The following is a 19,238-nucleotide window of genomic DNA, read 5'->3' as shown; positions in this document are numbered from 1 at the left end:
TCCCTATTAAAAATATTATCTAAGTTAAATTATTCTACTTATGCTTCAATCGGCTGACCGATCAGATGCGCGGCAACCAGGTATTCGGCAATTTGCACGGCGTTGGTAGCAGCGCCTTTACGCAGGTTGTCTGATACTATCCAGCAGTTCAGGGTATTGTCCTGAGTTTCGTCGCGACGGATACGGCCCACAAATACCTCGTCTTTATCATGTGCATCAAGCGGCATTGGGTATTTCAGGCTGGCAGGATCGTCAACTACAACAATACCCGGCGATTTAGCTAACAGCTCACGTACTTCGGCGAGGTCAAAATCATTGAAAAACTCAATGTTTACCGACTCTGAGTGACCACCCATAACCGGGATACGTACGGTAGTAGCAGTAACTTTAATGCTATCATCGCCCATGATCTTTTTGGTTTCCAGGATCATTTTCATTTCCTCTTTAGTATAGCCATTCTCGGTGAAAACGTCAATCTGCGGAATCACATTCAGGTCGATAGTGTAAGGATAAACCTTAGGTCCGTCTATACCTTTACGCTCGTTAAATAACTGGTCTACAGCTTTTACTCCGGTACCGGTTACCGATTGATAGGTAGAAACCACTACCCTTTTAATTTTGTATTTATCGTGCAGCGGTTTTAAGGCCACCACCATTTGTATGGTAGAGCAATTAGGGTTAGCGATGATCTTGTCATCAGCAGTCAATACATCAGCATTCACTTCGGGCACTACCAGTTTCTTGGTAGGATCCATGCGCCATGCCGATGAATTGTCAATAACAGTTGTACCAGCGGCCGCGAATAAAGGAGCCTGCTGTAATGAAGTGCTTCCGCCGGCCGAGAAAATCGCTACGTCCGGCTTCATCTTAATCGCATCCTCAACAGAAACCACCTTAAATTGCTTTCCATTAAAAGTAATTTCTTTACCAATACTTTTTTCTGAAGCTACGGGAATTAATTCTGTAACGGGGAAGTTGCGTTCTGCAAGAACCTGCAACATTTTGGTGCCTACTAATCCTGTAGCACCTACTACTGCGACTTTCATTTTGTTGTTATTTGTTTTTGATCTGTAATGAAGCTTCCTTCGGAGGTTTCATTTTGTTAATTTGTTATATAATAAAATGTTAAACTCCAAATATGCGATTTTTTTTTGAGGATTTGAACTTAATCTATCAGATTGGTAGTTTATGCAATTATTGAATTAGTGATTTCGTAAATTATTGAGTTGGTTTGCCTTAATTCTTGTCTCTTGATTCTTAAATCTAAAAGGGCGTTTCCGTCAGCCGGTGGACGCGCTCATACGCCTTTTTAATTATTGAATTAGTGAGTTTTCTCCCTTATGAGCAGATAAGCTTCGGGCAAGTGTTTGCCTGAACCATGATTTATTGGATTAAGGTATTACTTTGATTTTTGATTATTTAACAATCCTTCTTCCCCGTCAATATAAGCTTCGGATGAAATTACGCCTTAATTCTCCGGTTTTTTAGCCGGAGCGATCGTCGTATCCTTAACCGCTTTTATTGGCGGCGGTGCTCCTCCGGCCTTACCCGTGGTATCCTTAATTGCCTTTATTACTGGTGGGGTGGTAATGGTTTTACCTGTGGTATCCTTAACCGATTTTATGTTTTTCAAGCTCCCTACACTTGTTTTACTCGCGGTATCCTTAACCGCGTTAGTGGCGGGTTGCCTGCCTTTAACTATAGCATCGGCAGTCCCCTTAACTGGCTTTGCGGTTGCCGCCGCTTTGCTTATCGAATCGGTAAGGTTTTTCAGAACCAGCTGTAGTTTCTTCAGGGAGTCGGCTTTGGTTGAATCCTTGCTAAGTTTCAATATTATTCCCTTCAAATTATCCATTTTAGCCTGGGTTAGGCTGTCTACTTTAACTTTTGGAGGCGGCGATTTTGAAGCAGGTTGTTTTTTATGATGCGTTGGAATGATCGCCTCTTTGGATGCCGGTCGGTCCTTCGGCTTCCAGATAAAGCCTTTCAACAGCTTATCCTCCTCGGTAACTTTAGCCATGGGGATATAGCGGTTTTCGGGCTTGGTTAAAAAAGTAACCTCCTTGGTTTCGCCATTTTTAAAAACCACATGGATCCGGCTGCTTAATGATCGTTGCATACCGGCTACCTTTCCGCTGTCACGCTTAAAATAAATGCTTTCGGCATTAACGGCGATGTATAGCTGGTGAAGTTTGTCGTTTTTAAAGAAACCCCGCATCTTTCGGCCCGAGGACTGGTTAAAGTGCAGCGAATCATCCTTCTCAATATTCACCACAAAAGCATTTGGAAACAACTCTATATTATCCAGCTTTTTGTTCCGCATTTGCAGGTACACGGTATCGCCCGAGAGCTGTGAACCCTGTGTCCAGAACATGGGTTTTACATAACAGCGTATGGTGGAATCACTGTTACTGTAAAAAATCGAATCAGCCTTACCCTGCAGGTCCGACTTAAATATTTTGGCATGATGATGGGCGATCAATATCCTGATGCGGGCGGTATCTTTCACATCAAATTCACGGGTAGCAAATACCGGGTCCCTTTTCATGTTTACGGCACGCACACTGTCCTGTTTCGCCTTTCTTTTGGCATTTAGCAGGTCTTTTTTAATCTGGGTTGAATCTATCTTGGGTTTCCCAAAAAAGTTGCGGTGCAGATAGATAGTATCTTTTGGCACGCGCAGATACACCGTAGGCATTCCCTTTAGCTTCTGGTTTAAAACCGCCCGTTTCAAACCCGCCTCGGAGGTATCCCTGAAATGGAGTAGCCTTTGTTTTTCCTGGTATATCTTCAGATTTTTGAAGGTCATGATCTGGGTTTCCAGCGTATCAGCAGTCATGAAAATCGAGTCGCGCTTTACTTTTTCGCCTTGTTTGTTTGTATCCGCTGGTGCCGTTATCGGTTTAGCCACATTTTTTGGTTTGATATCGGCAGCCAGCTTGGCCATATTCGTAAGCTTTTTATCCGCATCGCCAGGCTTTATATTTTTGGTTTGCACGCCGAGCTTTTTCGCAATGGAGTCTATTTTAACAGAATCCGCCTTCCCGATGGTGCCTTTTTTCTTGATATCATCGGCCATCTTTGACAGCTCCGTCAGTTTCTCCACCGCTTCACCCGGCTTCATATTTTTGTTTTGTTTGACCAATGCTTTTGCTGCTGAATCTACCCTGGCCGAATCTGTTTTACTCAGCACAGTCCCCGGTTTTAGGTCTTTGGTCAATTTGGCCATGTTGGTAACACTGATGATCTCAGGCCCGTCCTTACTTTTAGGAACTATTGCATCCTTACCTTTTTTTGCCACCACAGGCGGTTTTTTTGCCGCAGCCGAATCGGTTTGTGTGCTGTCCTTTTGCTCTGTGATCATCACCATATAAGCATTTTCGGTAACCACGGTACGCTCATCGGCTTTAAAATAAGTACCCAAATCGCCTTTGAGGGTTATTTTTTGTTCATTATCATTAAAGGTGATGTTCTTAACCGCGCGACCATAGCCTTTGAGTCTGTCATAAAACAAACTATCGCCTTTTAGTGATTTGGTACCTTGTTTATAGAGGTTTTTTTTGCCAAAAAAAGCCTGCTCGGTTACGGTGTTATACAAACCGTTTTCTGTATACAGGGTATCTTTATCTTTTTTGCCGTAGATGTTGGTAGGGCCATAAAAATAAGCTATGCGGGTACCTGTATTATAACGCAGGGTATCCGTCTTAATAATGGCATCAATAGTGGTGAGCACCACATCATACCGAAAGTAAGAATCGCGCGACCTCGCAAAATAATAACCATTTTTGCTGGTCAGCACGTTATCCTTGTTTACCAGTTTACCACCGTTAGTGTAAGTGCCTATGCGGGTGGCGGTATTGTAAGTAAGATAATTGGTCGTTAGGGTAGCATCTCTGTCAACCATTTTTACGTTATCGGTAAGGATAGCCAGTTTGGTGTTACCATTGTAGTTGAGCTTATCAGAAAAAATATTCAGCGTATCGCCCTGGTTAATGTTTACATTGCGGAAAGCATCAAAAGCGTTTTCATCGGGATAAAAATAGGCGCTGTCTGAACGCAGGGTCGAGAAATCCTGTTTAAAAACCCCTTTATAAACCTTAATCACCTGGCGCCCGTTAATTTTGGTATAAGAGCTGCTTTCTGACTGTATCAGGTTTACAATTGATTTCTTTTTTTGGGCCATAGCACTACCCGCCAGCATCAATAACAAAAAGCTTAAAACATATTTACTCACGTTGGCAAAATTAGTTTTTTGTTGGGGTTAAAGAGAATTAAGTTCATAGATCCTGGTTGATGGTTCATAGATCATAGTAGCTGCTGGTTGATGATTGTATTTTTTTCTTTTTCCATGAACCATCAACTATGAACTATCAACCATCAACTTAATTTAATAATTTTGATGGTGAAAATCAAAGAGCGGAATCACTAACTCAATAATTATCTTGTTACCTGTTAAACAGTTTGTAAATTATATTGAACAAAATACTTTGTTTACGCGCGGCAGCAAAATTTTAGCTGCGGTAAGCGGCGGTATGGATTCTGTTTTAATGGCCCACTTATTAAAGCAGGCCGGTTATACTTTTGGCATCGCCCATTGTAATTTTCAGCTGCGTGATAACGAGGCTCTGCGCGATCAATCCTTTTGCAATGACCTGGCCAATCAGTTTCGTATACCTTTCCATACCGTTAATTTTGATACCCGGAATTATGCGGCCGAAAATAAGATCTCTATCCAGATGGCCGCGCGCGAACTGCGTTATCAATGGTTCGGCGCCGTAAGCCAGCAATCAGATTACCAGGTTATTGCGCTTGCACACCACCAAAACGACACAATTGAAACAATATTGTTAAACCTTACCCGGGGTACAGGCATAGCAGGTTTGCACGGCATATTACCCCAAAACGGGAACCTGGTGCGCCCGCTGCTATTTTTGAACCGGGATGAAATAGCAACCATTATTGCCCAAAATAAACTGGATTATGTGGAGGACAGCTCCAACGCTTCGGCCAAATATGCCCGTAATAAGATCAGGCTGGAGGTAATACCCAAGCTAAAGGAACTCAACCCGGCCCTGGAGAAAACATTCGACAATAACCTGAAACATTTCCGCGACCTGGAAACGTTGCTCGAAAATCAGATAGCGGCACTGTCCGGAACAATAATTAAGCATGGACAAGATGGTAATTATTTGTTGCTGGATGAGGTGCGGCAATTAAACCCTATGCGTTTATTGCTGTTTAAACTATTACAGCCATACGGTTTTAATGAAACGGCCGTTGATGACCTGATATCCGCCCTGGATAAACATCCGGGAAGGATATTTGAGTCAACTGCATATTTGTTGATATTGGATCGCGACAGGTTGATATTGGAGAAGCGAAAAAATAGCGGACATGAAGCTGTACTTATTGCCGAAAAAACGCATGAGGTGTACTATGGCAATTATAAAATGACGGTTTTGCATGATGATAGCCCGCTGATTATTAAAGATAACCCGCTGGCTGTATCTGTAGATGCGGACTTGTTGAAATTTCCGCTAACACTGCGGGCATGGCAGGAGGGTGATCATTTTTATCCCCTGGGCATGAAGGGCCGAAAAAAGCTGAGCGATTTTTTTATCAATCAGAAAATATCACTGAATCAAAAAGAGGAAGTGCCGGTGCTGGTAAACGGTAATGGCGAAGTGATGTGGATTGGCGGTTACCGCCCCGATGAAAGGTATAAAGTAAATGATAACACTAAAAAAGTTACTATCTTCGAACTGTATAAATTAAGATGAGCGAAAAAGCAATTTTTGTAGAAAAACAGTACCTCGGCCGGGAGTTTATCCCGATAACCATTCGCCTGGTTTTGGCCATGTTTTGTTTCGCGGCCTATTTTTTTACGGACGAACGCGAGCGTAACGGCGACCTGCTGGTAGTGGTTGGTTTTGCTATTATCATCATCTCCATCATCATGGGTTTTTTACTGCACTTTAGCACCCGGGTTGAAAATAAAAGCATCAAATTGAATGGTTTATGGACTACGCGCCTGGTAAAAATAGACCTGAACGGTATTGTGAAAGTTGAGAAAGGGGTGTATAGCCGATATTTGTTCAATAATCCCGTATATAACCTGCATACCAAAGGAACCATCCGTTTTTATGCTGCCGGCAATGATGCCATACATCTTACCGACAGGGATGGCCTGCTTTATATTATCGGATCGCAGCATGCCAACGAGTTTTTGAGAGCGATCAAAGAAGAGATGGCAAGATGACAAGCGATTCGACATTTTAGAAGAACGGCATGCGTAAAGTCCACAATTTTATCAGACACGGGATCCTGAATTTTATCGACCTGTTTTACAAGCCATTTAAAAAATGGATGCCGCTGCACACCTTTCGTTATGCGGCCTGCGGTGGCAGCAATACGGTATTTGACATCCTTCTTTTCAGTTTCAGCTATAATTTTATTTTCAAAAAGCATAACATCGATCTTGGTTTTTATACGCTGAGCCCGCATATTGCCTCGCAAATACTTTCGTTCAGTATCTCGTTCTGTACCGGGTTTTATTTAAACAGGTATGTGATTTTCAAAGAATCGGGCCTGAGCAAACGCGGGCAGTTATCACGCTTTATGATGGTGAACGCCATCTGCATCTTGCTAAACCTGATGTTTTTGAAATTACTGGTTGATGTGATGGGGCTTTACCCAACCCCGGCTAAGATCATCGCTACCGTATTTATCGTGTTCTTTAGCTATTACAGCCAAACTCATTTTTTCTTCCGTAAAAAGAAACCGGTGTTATCTGCCGAAGAAGGCCGGTAATTCATATAGGCAAATACATTTTTGTAAAGTTTAAGCTATAAACAAACCGGTAATAGTTAAACTTTTTATATCGGTATAAAGAATTTATATCTTTATACCGATATGCTTTCTACCCATAATCACATCAAATATTTAAGCGCCGCGTTGCTGCTTATTACCGTTATTGCTTACTCCGGATGCAAAGACCCTGGCAAGGCTAAAGAAAAACACCTGATATCATTCAAGGAGTATAACGGCATTAATTATAGCGAAGTAGCGCGGCGGCAAAAAAACGGGTTGTCATTTAACGAATATGGCTATCAGCTGGAGCCCCAATGGAAAATGAAGTTCGTATCTGACGATTCGGTGAGTATTTTTAGTCCTACAAAAAACACGTTCATTAATTTTCCGCTTACACGGGGATACGACTCAGTTTTTAACGCGGCGCGGTCATGGTTCAAAATAAAAAAATTAAGTAAGGACAGTATTGTAATGGAGATACTGCAAGCTAAGGGCGACTCAATAGATATCGCCGGTTCAAAAGTGTATATGTTGTTTTATGCTGATAATTATGTAAAAAACGTATTGCATACTGATACTTCTATATTGCGGCATCCAAGCCGTAAGGATACTTTGTTTGTAAAATCATTAGCAGCAAAGGCTAACAAGAACATAAACAACGCCTTTTCGGCCAGGCAACCGGTTCAGTTAATAAGCAAAAGCCCTTTGGTAACGGTAAATCAGCGGCATACCAAACCCGATATTATGAACAATTTCGATGCATCGGACGATTATCTTGATCCAACCTTCGATATTACTATCCATAAAGCCTATAAAGATTTTTATTACTCTTTTGAGATATGCGTTGATGACAAAGGACAAATGCATTTGACAAGGCCGCTGGTAGGGTTCATGGGCGATGAAGGTGCCGAAAAAGCATACATACAAGCTTCGCAAAGTATCATGAACAGCTATTTGCAGTACTATTTGAAGGTTGTACCAGGCAGCACGCTGGGTTTTGTACATGCCAGTACCGTATCGTTACACGTGGAAGGTAAAGCGGAGGCTAAATAAAATAATAGCCATCATTCGTTATTCATAGTTTTCATGAGCTGTTCGGTAAACAATATAGCGGCTTTTTTGCGGTAAACTCCTTTTTGCCAAAGAATATAGGATTGTTTTTTTACCTCCTGCCCTGCTATCGGAATGGCAATTAATCTATCCCATCCGATTATAGTTTTTTCGTTCAGAATGGTTGCCCAGTCGCCGTCCTGTACCAGGGATAGCAGTGTATGCACATCATTCAGCTCGATATTGATATTAGGGCTCATCTTGTGTTTGTAAAACAATTCATTAATAAATGTGCGCGAGCTGAAACCCTTACCCGGTAATATCAGCTCAAGTTCGGCCAGTTGTTTAAGGTTAACACTTTTGAGCTGCGCCAGTGGATTATTTTTAGCAACCACCATCACAATACTGGAACTGAACAGGGGCTGCATTTCCAGGTCTTCATCATCTGATTCATTGTGATAAGCCACGATCAGATCCAATTCGGCCAAACGAAGTTTTTTCTCCAGTTCTACGTGATTATCAGAAATGATAGAAATTTTAATGCCAGGATATTTGGTGGAGAATGGAGCCAACACCGGGAATAGCGAAGAGGTGAAGGCATAGGATACTCCTATATTTAATTCGCCGGTAGCCGCATTGTTCAATTCCGTGATGGCTTGTTTGCCTTTTTGTATGTCCATTAATATTTTACGGGCATGCGTTAAAAATACATGGCCGGCTTCGGTAATGCGCACGTGTTTACCAATACGATCAAACAGCAGCATGCCCAGCTCTTCCTCCAGCTGTTTTATTTGCTGTGATAGCGTACTTTGGGTAATAAATACCGCGGCAGCCGCCTCAGTAAAGTTCATGGTTTCTGCGGCTTTAACAAAGTATTGCAATTGTCTGAATTCCATAATCAATCGTTTTTACTAATTAATATCATTAAAACAATCTATTTTACAAATATATCATTGTTGCCGATATTTGTGCCATAAAGAATTTCAATAGTCTTGTTTTAAGATCTCCCCTGAAACGCTTTTGTTATCCGTTATCCCAATGAATGTTTTTCGCTCACTTAAATACCGCAATTTCAAACTGTTTTTTTACGGTCAGTCTATATCCCTCATCGGCACCTGGATGCAAAAAACCGCCGTTAGCTGGCTGGTTTACCGGCTTACCGGCTCGGCGCTGCTGCTTGGTGTGGTTGGCTTTGTGAGTTTGATCCCTTCGCTGATCCTGGCCCCGTACGCGGGCAGTATTGTCGATAGGCATAACCGCTACCGCATCCTGGTGATAACACAGGTAATATCCATGGCACAAGCCGGGGCGCTTGCTTTTATGATCTTGTTTAAGTTCTATAATATCCCGGCAATCATTGGCCTGAGCCTTATACAGGGTATTATTAATGCCTTTGATGTTACCTGCCGGCAGGCTTTAATGATGGAGATGGTGGATAACAAGGACGACCTGCCTAATGCTATAGCGCTTAACTCTACCATGAGTAATCTGGCACGCATCGCGGGCCCTGCAGTGGCCGGTATTGTTTTGGGTACTTTTGGCGAAGACTTTTGTTTCTTCGGTAACTTTTTGAGCTACATCCCTGTGTTAGGCTGTTTGTTTATGATGAAGCTGAACACCAAAGCCATCATCCGGTCTGAAAAAAGTATCTGGACCGAATTGCAGGAAGGCTTTAAATACGTATCCGGCGACCGCGATCTGAGCAGCCTGATCCTGATGCTGAGCATCAGCAGCTTGTTTGTCATTCCGTTTAACACCCTGATGCCCATTTTTGCAAAAGACATATTTAATGGCGATGCCAAAACCTTCAGCTGGTTTGAGAGCGCGGCCGGTTTAGGATCGGTGATCAGCGCGGTTTACCTGGCCAATTTAAAAAGCAACAAAAACCTCATCAAAGTTATGATAACCGCCAGCCTTATCTTCGGGCTCAGTGTTTTAATGGTGGCCTATGCCGGTAAATTATCCTTCGCCTTGATATTTATGGTATTGACAGGTGTAGGCATGATGGCGCAAACATCAGCCATTAACACCTATATACAAACCCATGCTATACCAGCCATGCGAGCCCGTGCTATTAGTTACTATGTAATGGCTTACCAGGGAATGATACCTATTGGTAGCTTACTGGTTGGCTGGCTGGCCAGCGGAATGGGCCCAAGGCGTGCCGTTTGTATTGAAGGTATTATAGGCGTACTGGCTGCGGCCATGTTTGTATTATATCAAAGAAGGCAACAAAAGCTTGAAGCTAATGTGGCTAATAAAGCCCTGATAGCCGGATAACGATGTTTTATATACGTCCAATTTTAGCGCAAGTCTTGTGCGGCTGTTTAGTGGGTAGATGACTTGTGCTTATTCGCCAAGCTGGGAATATCACAAGTCTGCCATTACTCACAATCCCACAACACAAGACTTGCGCCAATGGAGATACTAAAAGGAAAGCCCAACGCAGAAAGCTAAAAAAAGCTTTTCGCTTTGGGCTTTCTGCCTTAAGCTTTAGAATTACATTTTTAAGCCTATTTCTCTTAGTCGCTCGTCGAGATACTCCCCTGCAGTAATGTCGGGATATTGCTTTGGATGTTCGGCGTTAATACAGGTTTCCAGGCTGGTGAGGTCCATGTCTGATACTGGGTGCAGGAAAAACGGAACCGAATACCGGGAGTTTTTCATCAGCTCGCGTGGTGGATTTACTACCCTGTGTGTGGTTGATTTAAGCTTGTTATTGGTTAAACGCTGCAGCATATCGCCCACGTTAACCACCAGGTCTTCGCCATGGGCCTTAACCGGGAACCAGGTACCTTCGCGGGTAAGCAGTTCCAGGCCGTCGGCACTGGCGCCAATGAGCAGGGTAATGAGGTTAATATCTTCATGTGCGCCCGCACGTACCGCATCGGCCGGAACAGAATCAGGGTCAAGAATGGGAAAGTAATGCAAAGTGCGCAATATGGAGTTGCCATTATGCACTTTATTATCAAAATAAGTCTCTTCCAAATTTAAATAAAGTGCTATAGCCCTCAATAAATGGATCCCTGCCGATTCCAGCTTTTTATAAACCTCGCGGGTGGTGGTATTAAAAGCGGGCAATTCTTCAACCGTCACATTATCTGGGTATTGATCTTTAATAGGTGAGCCATCGGTAACAGTTTGGCCTATCTGCCAAAACTCCTTCAAATCGGGTGTTTTAAAGCCCTTGGCAGTTTCTTTGCCTTTGCCGGTATAACCACGCTGGCCCGCAAGACCCGGAATCTCATATTTTTGTTTAACAGCATCGGGCAGGGCAAAAAGCGCTTTTACCTGCTCGTAAAGTTCATCTATCAGTTGTTTGCTCAGGCCGTGATTGGTAATGGTTACAAAACCGGTTTCATTAAATGCTTTGCCTATATCGTCTGAAAATTGCTGACGATCGGCCGCGCTGCCGTTAATATAACTGTTCAGATCAAGTCTTGGGATATTTACTGTACTCATAATGGTATAGATAATGGAGTGTAAAACTATTTAATTTTTAAGATAGCATATGCAAGGTATAAATAAAAATTTTGAGACAAAGTTTGTTCAATTATTCCCCGGGAAATTGCTTTTAATGGGTTATTCGGCTAAAGCCCACATTTAAATTTTTATCTTTCTAACCTATAAATGAAACGGCAATAACTTTAGGCTGTACCGGAGTCGTTTTTTATTCATTTGCCGTTTGGCTTTGGCCAACGGTAACATTGCTCATATTCAAAATGGCTTTAGCAAAGCTAATTTAAGCCAGAGCTTTTAAAAGCGGTTCTCCCGCTTTATTCCTATTGTTGCGGGTTAAAACAATTTTAATGTTAAACGTTTTATAGTTTGACAGGTCATACCTATATTGATACCGGGTGTACCGGTCACATTTTAATCCTGATGAAAAAAATGAAAGCTATAAAAAAAATAAGCGGTTTATGTTTAATAGCATTTTTGATAATGCTCGCCGCTCCAAATAAAGCCAGGGCACAGCAGGGAGAGTATGTATCTGACCAGCAGTTCTATGACGAACTTGACCCTTACGGTACCTGGGTTGATGACCCAACCTATGGTAATGTTTGGATCCCTGATGCCGAAGACGGATTCAGGCCTTATGCCACACGCGGGCATTGGGTAATGACAGATTATGGTAATACCTGGGTGTCTGATTATCCCTGGGGATGGGCCACTTTTCACTACGGCCGCTGGCGCTATGATGACTATTACGGATGGGAATGGATCCCTGGTCATGAATGGGCACCGGCCTGGGTAAGCTGGAGAAGAGGTGGTGGTTATTACGGCTGGGCTCCGCTAACACCGGGCATCAGCATCAATATCTCATTTGGCAACAGCTACCGCGTGCCCGATTACTATTGGGTATGTGCGCCGCAAGCCTATATTAATCGGCCTAATATTTATAATTATTATGTACCGCATACCCGGGTGGTTAATATTATCCGTAACACCACGGTGATAAACAATACCTATGTTTATAATAACCGTACCTATGTAACAGGTCCGCGGGTTAATGAAGTTAGGCAGGTAACCCGTCAAAACGTACAGGTTTACCGGGTTAATAATATCAATCGACCCGGCCCTGGTTCCAGGGCAAGCATCACCAATAACAGGCTTAACATTTATAGGCCCGAGATCAGGAAAACACCAGACGCACGACCTGCACGGGTAGTAAATGCCGTTGAATACCGGAAAGAAAATCCCAATAATGGTATCGCACACCGCGTAGGCGGACAGGCAACCGTAAACCGGAATAATGCCGCCCGCTTAGCCGAAATAGCTAAAAGCAATAATAACAGGCTGGTAAGGGTTAATAATAATCAACCGGGCGCACAACGGACACAGCAACCGAACGCTAATCCGGCTGTACAGCAACGCCAGCAACAACAATTGCAGCACCAGCAACAGCAAGGACAAAAGCAACAACAGGAAGCTCAACGTCAGCAACAGGGACAACGCCAACAACAACAGCAGGCGCAACGTCAGCAGCAAGAGGTTAAGCAGCAGCAGGATCAGGCTCATCGTCAGCAGCAGGAGGTTCAGCAGCAACGTCAGCAAGCCCAGCGTCAACAGCAGGAAGGGCAACAACAACGTCAGCAAGCTCAGCGTCAACAGCAAGAGGTTAAGCAGCAGCAGGATCAGGCCCACCGCCAGCAGCAGGAGGTTCAACAACAACGTCAGCAGGCTCAACGTCAGCAGCAGGAAGTGCAGCAGCAACGCCAGCAAGCCCAACGTCAGCAGCAGGAAGTTCAGCAGCAACGTCAGCAAGCCCAGCGTCAACAGCAGGAAGTTCAGCAACAACGTCAGCAAGCTCAGCGTCAACAGCAGGAAGTTCAGCAACAACGTCAGCAAGCTCAGCGTCAACAGCAGGAGGCTCAGCAACAACGTCAGCAAGCTCAGCGTCAACAGCAGGAAGTTCAGCAACAACGTCAGCAAGCTCAGCGTCAACAGCAGGAGGCTCAGCAACAACGTCAGCAAGCTCAGCGTCAACAGCAGGAAGTTCAGCAACAACAAGCTGCACAACGTCAGCAACAACAGCAACAACAAGCTGTTCAGCGCCAACAACAGCAGGCTCAGCAACAGCAACAAGCCGCGCAACGTCAGCAACAGCAGCAACAACAAGCCGCTCAACGCCAACAGCAACAACGCCAGCAACAACAACAGGAAGGCGAGGGTCACCGTACTAGGCCATAAGCCGACTGTTTAGCTGATAATCAGATATTCATAGCACATATAAGCTCATAATGGTTTATATGTGCTATTTTTATGGCTCATATTTTAAGCCTTTATATTGATGAAATACTTTTTTCCTGCCTGTGTTGTTGTCGTTTTATCTTTCCTTTTATGTCCCTTTGATAGCAACGCCCAAAAAAGCGGCGACAAAAAAGCGACCCAAATCAATTTTATTGAAAACTCCTGGAACGAAGCTTTAAAGCAAGCCGCCGCCAAAAAGAAATATATTTTTGTTGATGCCTATGCTACCTGGTGCGGCCCCTGTAAAATGCTCAAAGCTACCACCTTTAAAAACAAAGATGTAGTGGCTTTTTACAATAGCAATTTTATCAATGTAGCCATGGATATGGAAAAAGGCCAGGGCCCCGAGCTTGCCGCGCAATGGGGTTTACGGGCGTATCCCACACTTATTATTTTTAATGCCGCAGGCAAACCCGTTTATGGAACAGTAGGCTTTATTAAACCAGATGATCTGATCAAATTTGGTGTTCAGGGTTTGAATAAATAATAGGTTTTGAAGTAATCAATAATCAAAGTCATCCAGAACTTGTTTCCGGATCTCCCAACACAGGTGGCCATCATGTTGTACACCTCGCTTATGGGGTGCCGAAACAGGCTCGTATGACTAAATTATTTATTGCGTTGAATATCCATCCTTATGTTAAAGAACAAAAAAACACCCTGTTTATATTTAAACCATTAAACTTTCGGGCCGGCCGGCTGTCCTATCCTTACAAAATAGCATTTACATTTCACATAAATCATCCTCAATGATAAAGTTAATGATGCCGGCAATTATACTTGTTTTAATTACCAAAACCGTATTCGCTCAAAAAGACACAATAGGTTTAAATACACCTTTTATAAATGGTGCGGTGGTTTATGAAAAGGTTTTTAATGCTCCTGGTAAATCAAAGTCCGATCTTTTTAATAAAGGACAATTATGGCTTATTGCGCGATACAAAAACATTGATGCTATACAAATTCTAAATGATTCTACCGGCAGGATTGTTGGCAAGGGCCGTGAAATGATAAGGGTTAGGGATATTTTGCGGGGGGACGAAGATTATAAAGTGGACATGAGCCTGCAAATAGATTGTAAGGATGGTAAATATCGGTGTCGCATATTTAACATAAAGATTAAAGATACCGGTGAAGGAAAAGATAATATACTTTGCACTTCCGAAGATTTAATGAACTATTTGATCGGAAATAAGGGTAACCCGGTAAGGTTCAGTAAAACTGCATCAAAACGCATTTTACAAAGTTTAAACAATACCATGAACGGCGTTATGCTGGCAATTAACCAAAGCATGAGTCAAAATGATGATTTTTAAATATTTCGATTGACAATATGTTTTGGGTCAATCAAACAATAAGTAATATCAGGCATTTATACTAAAGAAAAAAACACTTACGAAGTTTATAAAACCTCATAAGTGTTATCTGTATCGACCAAAAAGTCTTAATTCCAGATTCTAATCTCTTGACTCTATTTTCTTAGTGTTTAACCAGGAAGCTGCCTTGTAATATGGCTAAAACCTGGTCCATGCTTAAAGCTTCGTCAAACGCGGCTGTAGCTATGGCTACTGAAGTAGTACTCCCCGATACGCTTTTAAGTGTGGTAACATCAACTCCGCCCTGCGATACATTTTGTTCGCCGTCATAATTAGCATTTACAAGGCCAATACCCGTATCATTACCTAAAGTAGCGGTACTGGTGATCCATGGTGTTGCTCCACGGATGGAACGGATAGCCGAAGCATGGCGCGCTTCAACCGCATGGATACCCAAAGCAGCAGTTAATACCGTTTGATATAAACCTGCTTTTACCCCTTCGGCCGCGGCTTTGTTGGCCAGTATATTAGCCGCCTGCCCTTTATAAGCGCGTACGCCGGTATCTTCAAATACCTGGGCTACGGCCAAAAAGGTTTGATAGTTAGTTAGTACATCGGCAAATGGTCCGGCGTTGCTTCCGTTGCCGGCGGTTAAATCAATTTCGGGTGCCGATACGGGGATAGCGCCCAATGAGGTAATAACGCCTTTCAGAAAAGTTACGTGATTATTCTCATCGGTAGTTACCTGGTTAAAATAATTGGTAGCGGCAGCGGCGGGTATCAGGGCTGTGCCTTTGGCCTTGCCGGCATTGTAAAAGGTTGATTCCAGGTATTCCAGCGTAAGCGCGTAATTCAATATCGCTACTACGGATGGTGTGGTAGTGGTTTGCGCGTATGCTTTTTTAAATATCGTACCTATAGCAAACGGCATGGCAGCCAACGCTACTTTTGAACCAAAGCTGGTAATGTTTTTGATCACATCGCGGCGCTCGCTTATACGGCCGTAAACTTCCGGATCAACATTTTCAATTTCTTCTATGATGTTAAATAAATTCATGGTGATGGTTTTTAAGCTACTGTGTAACCGTAATTTACTGCGCTAACTTTAGTTTTAAGATAGGTATTGGCTATCTTCAATACCTCAGCAATGGTTGCTGATTTATTGATGCTGGTTGTAGGGTCAACTACATCGGCCCCGGCAAATGAACCCGGAGTGATCAGGTTGCGGATGAGGGCGGCGTGCCTTGCTTCTACCGAAACAATCTTGCCGGCTATTAATAAATAAGCCGCATTATCAATCAGGTAACCCGCACCGTCATAAGCCGTAACGCCGGTATCTTCAAACGCCGCGGCCGCACCTAATACACTGGCTCGGCTGCTAAAGTTAATGGTCGAAAAATCGGGTGTTAAGGCAGGGATAGCACTGGCGCCAAGGGCTGCTTTAAAAAATTCACGATGTAAAACTTCATGATCACGGATATCAGTCAACAAAGCTGTTTCTGACGAAGTGATACCACTGTAGGGGGTAGCGGCTACCTGCAGGTAAAACGCGGCTTCCAGTTGTTCCAATGCATAGGCGTAGTTTAAAATGGCTATATCCCCTTTAGCGCCCAAATCGATAGCGTTAGCAGATGGGATGATCTTATGATCTTTATGGCAGGAAGCGGCAGTGGCTAATAAGCCTACCGAAGCAACGCCAACACCAGCATACCGCAAAAATGACCTCCGGGCCATATTTGCATTGAGCATGCTTTCTTGTGAGTCTGTTTTCATAGAAATTTAGTTTTTTGAATTTGCAATTAGTTTTGTTTTGTAGATGATATACGCCCATTTAAACACCTCGGATTGGCGAATACTGATAAATAATCCACTCTTAATTAGAGTAATTGCACTTTAAGTTAAAAATAGACTATAAGCCGCTAAGGATCTAACTAAATTAAACAAATCAGGAATACAAATAACTGCTGGGTTTTGCCGTTATTTTGGGTATTTGTATATATGACGGGTCCGGGTCCTTTTTTTGCCAAAGAGGAACCAGGCTGTTTTATTAAAGAAAAAAGGCCGCCAAAGAACCGACCGCCTGGCATGCATACGCCAGGACATCAATCCTATATAATCTTTTTAAATCATATAAATCTTGTTGGAGATTTGTTAAAAAACGTTAAAATGAAAGTTTTTACGTTTTTTTGATCCGTTTTTACACCATTTTTATAGTCGAAAAGTGTTAAAATGAAACTTTAAAAAGTTCTGTGGATGAGGTTGGTTTTGCCAGGCGGGAAATAAAAAAGGCCGAAAAACTCTCGCAGTGTTTCGGCCCTACATCTACCTATGAAAAACAACCCTTTTTAGAAGGGTAATAAACTTAATTCAAATGCAATGCCAATTGCTTAATAGCTATAATTTGGGCAGGTGAAAGGTAAGTTTGCGCATTGTTTATCAGTGTTTTGTAGAAAATACTTCCCAATAGATGGGCATCAATTACACGGGAATTAATAACAGAAGACTGGGTAAAATATAAATACCAAATCAGAAACTATACCATCATATCATTGTTATCAGTTTATGGATCCTAATATTTACTTATTGGCAACCGACCCTAAGAACCCATGCCGGGATGTTATACATTCCAGGGATACCCGCTTAAAGGTGAGGGTTTATTGCCTTGATGAAGAACAATTTAGGCCCGATGATGATGAAGTGCAGTTATATGGCTATGCCAATAGTAAGTTATTTGCCTTTGAAACCATTGATATTGCCGCCGAAGACGCCATTGACCTGGTTGGCGCCATAAAATGGTATGCCAGTTATATCCAATGCCCCAATATGGAAATCTTACCCGAAGACCCACGCCCCGGCCGAAATAATATAGCGATGTGAAGCTTTAAAAAAGTCGTTTTGTTATTTTTATCATTAATAATCAACAGGTTAATACAAATTGAAAATTTTTTTTTGAAGAATAGATCAGAACTTCTATATTTGCAGACCCAAAAGCAAGGGAGTTTAGCTCAGCTGGTTCAGAGCATCTGCCTTACAAGCAGAGGGTCACTGGTTCGAACCCAGTAACTCCCACAAAGCCTCACAGAAATGTGAGGCTTTTTTTGTTATATTGGAATATGCTTTTCGTTTATATTCTTTACTTTTTAACAAAGGATAAGTTTATGTTGGCTCTTGCCAAACGTAGATGAGCGTGCAAGATGATAGAAAAACTTATTGCTGGAGTTTAGCTCAGTTGATTCAGAGCATCCCGATTTTACATCGGATGATCACTGGTTCAAACCCAGTAATTCCCACAAAGCCTCACAGAAATGTGAGGCATTTTTATGCATTCTGCTTGCATAGTAGTCCGAAGTCCGAGACATTCGGGTAGCGCTGAACTATTTGGATAACGGGCAGATATTATTTTATATATTTTGAAATATAATATTAGTTTAATTAAATTTAAACTAATAATTAACAAATCATAAGACGAACTAAAGAGATGGAAAAATTAATTAAAAAAGCGAATGCCTTTCAGCAGGGAGGAAAGCTTACAAGAGAGCAAATGAAAAATATTAGTGGTGGTACTTTTATTCCTATATGTTTCAGATGTTGTCCGGACGATCCGTGTTCACCTATACGTCATGTATGCCCACTTGTACTATGTGGAGAAATATAGGAAATAAAGTACAACATCTCCCCCTAACTCCCACTTTAAGCCGGATAGAAATATCGGGCTTTTTTTGCCTTTGTGCCTCCATAGCATAATAGTCCGAAGTCAGAGACATTCGGACAGCACTGAACTCTGCGGATAATGGGTAATAATTTTACCTTTGCCAAAACTTAGATATGAAAGAGCTAACTCCTTGCCCATTGTGCAAATCCACCTTTACGTATGAAATGAACGGTCTGCTGGTGTGCCCTGAATGTGGTCACGAATGGGAGCCGGAAGAAGATAACACTACCGGCAACGACCAATTTATTGTAAAAGATTCCAACGGCAATATTTTACAAAATGGCGATGCGGTAGTAATTATAAAAAATCTCCCGGTAAAAGGTTCGTCTCAAAGCATAAAGGCTGGAACAAAAGTTAAAAACATTCGCCTGGTAGATAGCAACCATAACATTGACTGCAAGATAGATGGGTTCGGTGCAATGGCCCTTAAATCTGAGTTTGTAAAGAAAGCATAAGCACAGATTGCTTTACCTTTCGGGAATACGAAGAATCAGGGAGAATCGTTTGCCCAAACCTGTCCGCCCAATTTATAAGTCTAAATTTGCTATCAGGCGTAAGTCAAATAGGAAATAATTCGATATAGGTGTAACAGCCACCAT

16 protein-coding genes and 1 tRNA gene are annotated in these 19,238 nt (G+C 42.5%); 11 read left to right on the top strand and 6 right to left on the bottom strand.

The genetic code is table 11. From position 1 onward, the window contains the following. Nucleotides 1-38: 38 nt before the first annotated feature. Together ACNURT_RS03990 and ACNURT_RS03985 are read right to left on the bottom strand one after the other, a co-directional pair. Nucleotides 39-1,046, bottom strand: a complete 1,008-nt coding sequence (locus ACNURT_RS03990; RefSeq protein WP_419700645.1) for an aspartate-semialdehyde dehydrogenase — start codon at nt 1,044-1,046, stop codon at nt 39-41. Between the two features lie 422 nt (nt 1,047-1,468). Further along, entirely contained in the window at nt 1,469-4,234 is a 2,766-nt protein-coding gene (locus tag ACNURT_RS03985; RefSeq protein ID WP_419700644.1) for an OstA-like protein, read from the bottom strand. A 208-nt stretch (nt 4,235-4,442) separates the two neighbouring features. Between ACNURT_RS03985 and tilS the strand changes: the two genes are divergently transcribed. The 4 genes from tilS to ACNURT_RS03965 all read left to right on the top strand — a co-directional run bounded on the left by tilS (nt 4,443) and on the right by ACNURT_RS03965 (nt 7,863). Further along, the gene (tilS, locus tag ACNURT_RS03980; protein ID WP_419700643.1) at nt 4,443-5,780 is read left to right on the top strand and encodes a tRNA lysidine(34) synthetase TilS; all 1,338 of its coding nucleotides are present in this window, start codon (nt 4,443-4,445) and stop codon (nt 5,778-5,780) included. Further along, complete coding sequence (locus tag ACNURT_RS03975) at nt 5,777-6,259, top strand: hypothetical protein (protein ID WP_370998103.1); 483 nt, start codon at nt 5,777-5,779, stop codon at nt 6,257-6,259. Before tilS ends, ACNURT_RS03975 begins: the two co-directional genes overlap by 4 nt. A gap of 29 nt (nt 6,260-6,288) precedes the next feature. Then, nucleotides 6,289-6,810, top strand: coding sequence for a GtrA family protein (locus tag ACNURT_RS03970; protein WP_419700642.1), 522 nt, complete (start codon nt 6,289-6,291; stop codon nt 6,808-6,810). A 102-nt stretch (nt 6,811-6,912) separates the two neighbouring features. Continuing rightward, nucleotides 6,913-7,863, top strand: coding sequence for a hypothetical protein (locus ACNURT_RS03965; RefSeq protein WP_419700641.1), 951 nt, complete (start codon nt 6,913-6,915; stop codon nt 7,861-7,863). Nucleotides 7,864-7,874: 11 nt separating this feature from the next. Here ACNURT_RS03965 and ACNURT_RS03960 read toward each other — a convergent pair whose 3' ends face one another. Beyond that, nucleotides 7,875-8,756 (bottom strand): LysR substrate-binding domain-containing protein, encoded by an 882-nt coding sequence (locus tag ACNURT_RS03960; protein ID WP_419700640.1) that lies wholly within the window; start codon nt 8,754-8,756, stop codon nt 7,875-7,877. Nucleotides 8,757-8,898: 142 nt separating this feature from the next. On the opposite strand from ACNURT_RS03960, the gene ACNURT_RS03955 reads away from it, so the two are divergent. After that, nucleotides 8,899-10,140, top strand: coding sequence for an MFS transporter (locus tag ACNURT_RS03955; RefSeq protein ID WP_419700639.1), 1,242 nt, complete (start codon nt 8,899-8,901; stop codon nt 10,138-10,140). Nucleotides 10,141-10,359: 219 nt separating this feature from the next. On the opposite strand, the gene ACNURT_RS03950 is transcribed toward ACNURT_RS03955, so the two are convergent. Then, nucleotides 10,360-11,322: an isopenicillin N synthase family dioxygenase gene (locus ACNURT_RS03950; RefSeq protein ID WP_370998109.1), complete on the bottom strand. Its 963-nt coding sequence runs from the start codon at nt 11,320-11,322 to the stop codon at nt 10,360-10,362. 429 nt (nt 11,323-11,751) lie between these two features. On the opposite strand from ACNURT_RS03950, the gene ACNURT_RS03945 reads away from it, so the two are divergent. The 3 genes from ACNURT_RS03945 to ACNURT_RS03935 all read left to right on the top strand — a co-directional run bounded on the left by ACNURT_RS03945 (nt 11,752) and on the right by ACNURT_RS03935 (nt 14,927). Continuing rightward, nucleotides 11,752-13,551, top strand: a complete 1,800-nt coding sequence (locus tag ACNURT_RS03945; RefSeq protein ID WP_419700638.1) for a DUF6600 domain-containing protein — start codon at nt 11,752-11,754, stop codon at nt 13,549-13,551. Between the two features lie 100 nt (nt 13,552-13,651). Then, nucleotides 13,652-14,098: a thioredoxin family protein gene (locus ACNURT_RS03940; RefSeq protein ID WP_370998111.1), complete on the top strand. Its 447-nt coding sequence runs from the start codon at nt 13,652-13,654 to the stop codon at nt 14,096-14,098. Nucleotides 14,099-14,360: 262 nt separating this feature from the next. Further along, nucleotides 14,361-14,927, top strand: coding sequence for a DUF4468 domain-containing protein (locus ACNURT_RS03935; RefSeq protein ID WP_419700637.1), 567 nt, complete (start codon nt 14,361-14,363; stop codon nt 14,925-14,927). A 163-nt stretch (nt 14,928-15,090) separates the two neighbouring features. Here ACNURT_RS03935 and ACNURT_RS03930 read toward each other — a convergent pair whose 3' ends face one another. Continuing rightward, entirely contained in the window at nt 15,091-15,984 is an 894-nt protein-coding gene (locus ACNURT_RS03930) for a ferritin-like domain-containing protein (RefSeq protein ID WP_419700636.1), read from the bottom strand. Nucleotides 15,985-15,995: 11 nt separating this feature from the next. Then, nucleotides 15,996-16,700 (bottom strand): ferritin-like domain-containing protein, encoded by a 705-nt coding sequence (locus ACNURT_RS03925; RefSeq protein WP_370998114.1) that lies wholly within the window; start codon nt 16,698-16,700, stop codon nt 15,996-15,998. Between the two features lie 789 nt (nt 16,701-17,489). Between ACNURT_RS03925 and ACNURT_RS03920 the strand changes: the two genes are divergently transcribed. The 3 genes from ACNURT_RS03920 to ACNURT_RS03910 all read left to right on the top strand — a co-directional run bounded on the left by ACNURT_RS03920 (nt 17,490) and on the right by ACNURT_RS03910 (nt 19,094). Next, nucleotides 17,490-17,804 carry a hypothetical protein gene (locus ACNURT_RS03920; RefSeq protein WP_419700635.1) on the top strand — a complete coding sequence of 105 codons (315 nt, stop codon included), beginning with the start codon at nt 17,490-17,492 and terminating at the stop codon, nt 17,802-17,804. A gap of 117 nt (nt 17,805-17,921) precedes the next feature. Then, nucleotides 17,922-17,996 (top strand) — tRNA-Val (locus ACNURT_RS03915). Nucleotides 17,997-18,752: 756 nt separating this feature from the next. After that, on the top strand, nt 18,753-19,094 hold the full coding sequence (locus ACNURT_RS03910) for a zinc ribbon domain-containing protein YjdM (protein WP_419700634.1): 342 nt from the start codon (nt 18,753-18,755) through the stop codon (nt 19,092-19,094). Nucleotides 19,095-19,238 lie beyond the last annotated feature (144 nt).

Source organism: Mucilaginibacter sp. NFX135 (genome assembly GCF_048565145.1).
GTDB lineage: Bacteria > Bacteroidota > Bacteroidia > Sphingobacteriales > Sphingobacteriaceae > Mucilaginibacter.
Note: the sequence above shows the minus strand (reverse complement) of the source record. Positions and strands in the feature narration are given on the sequence as shown.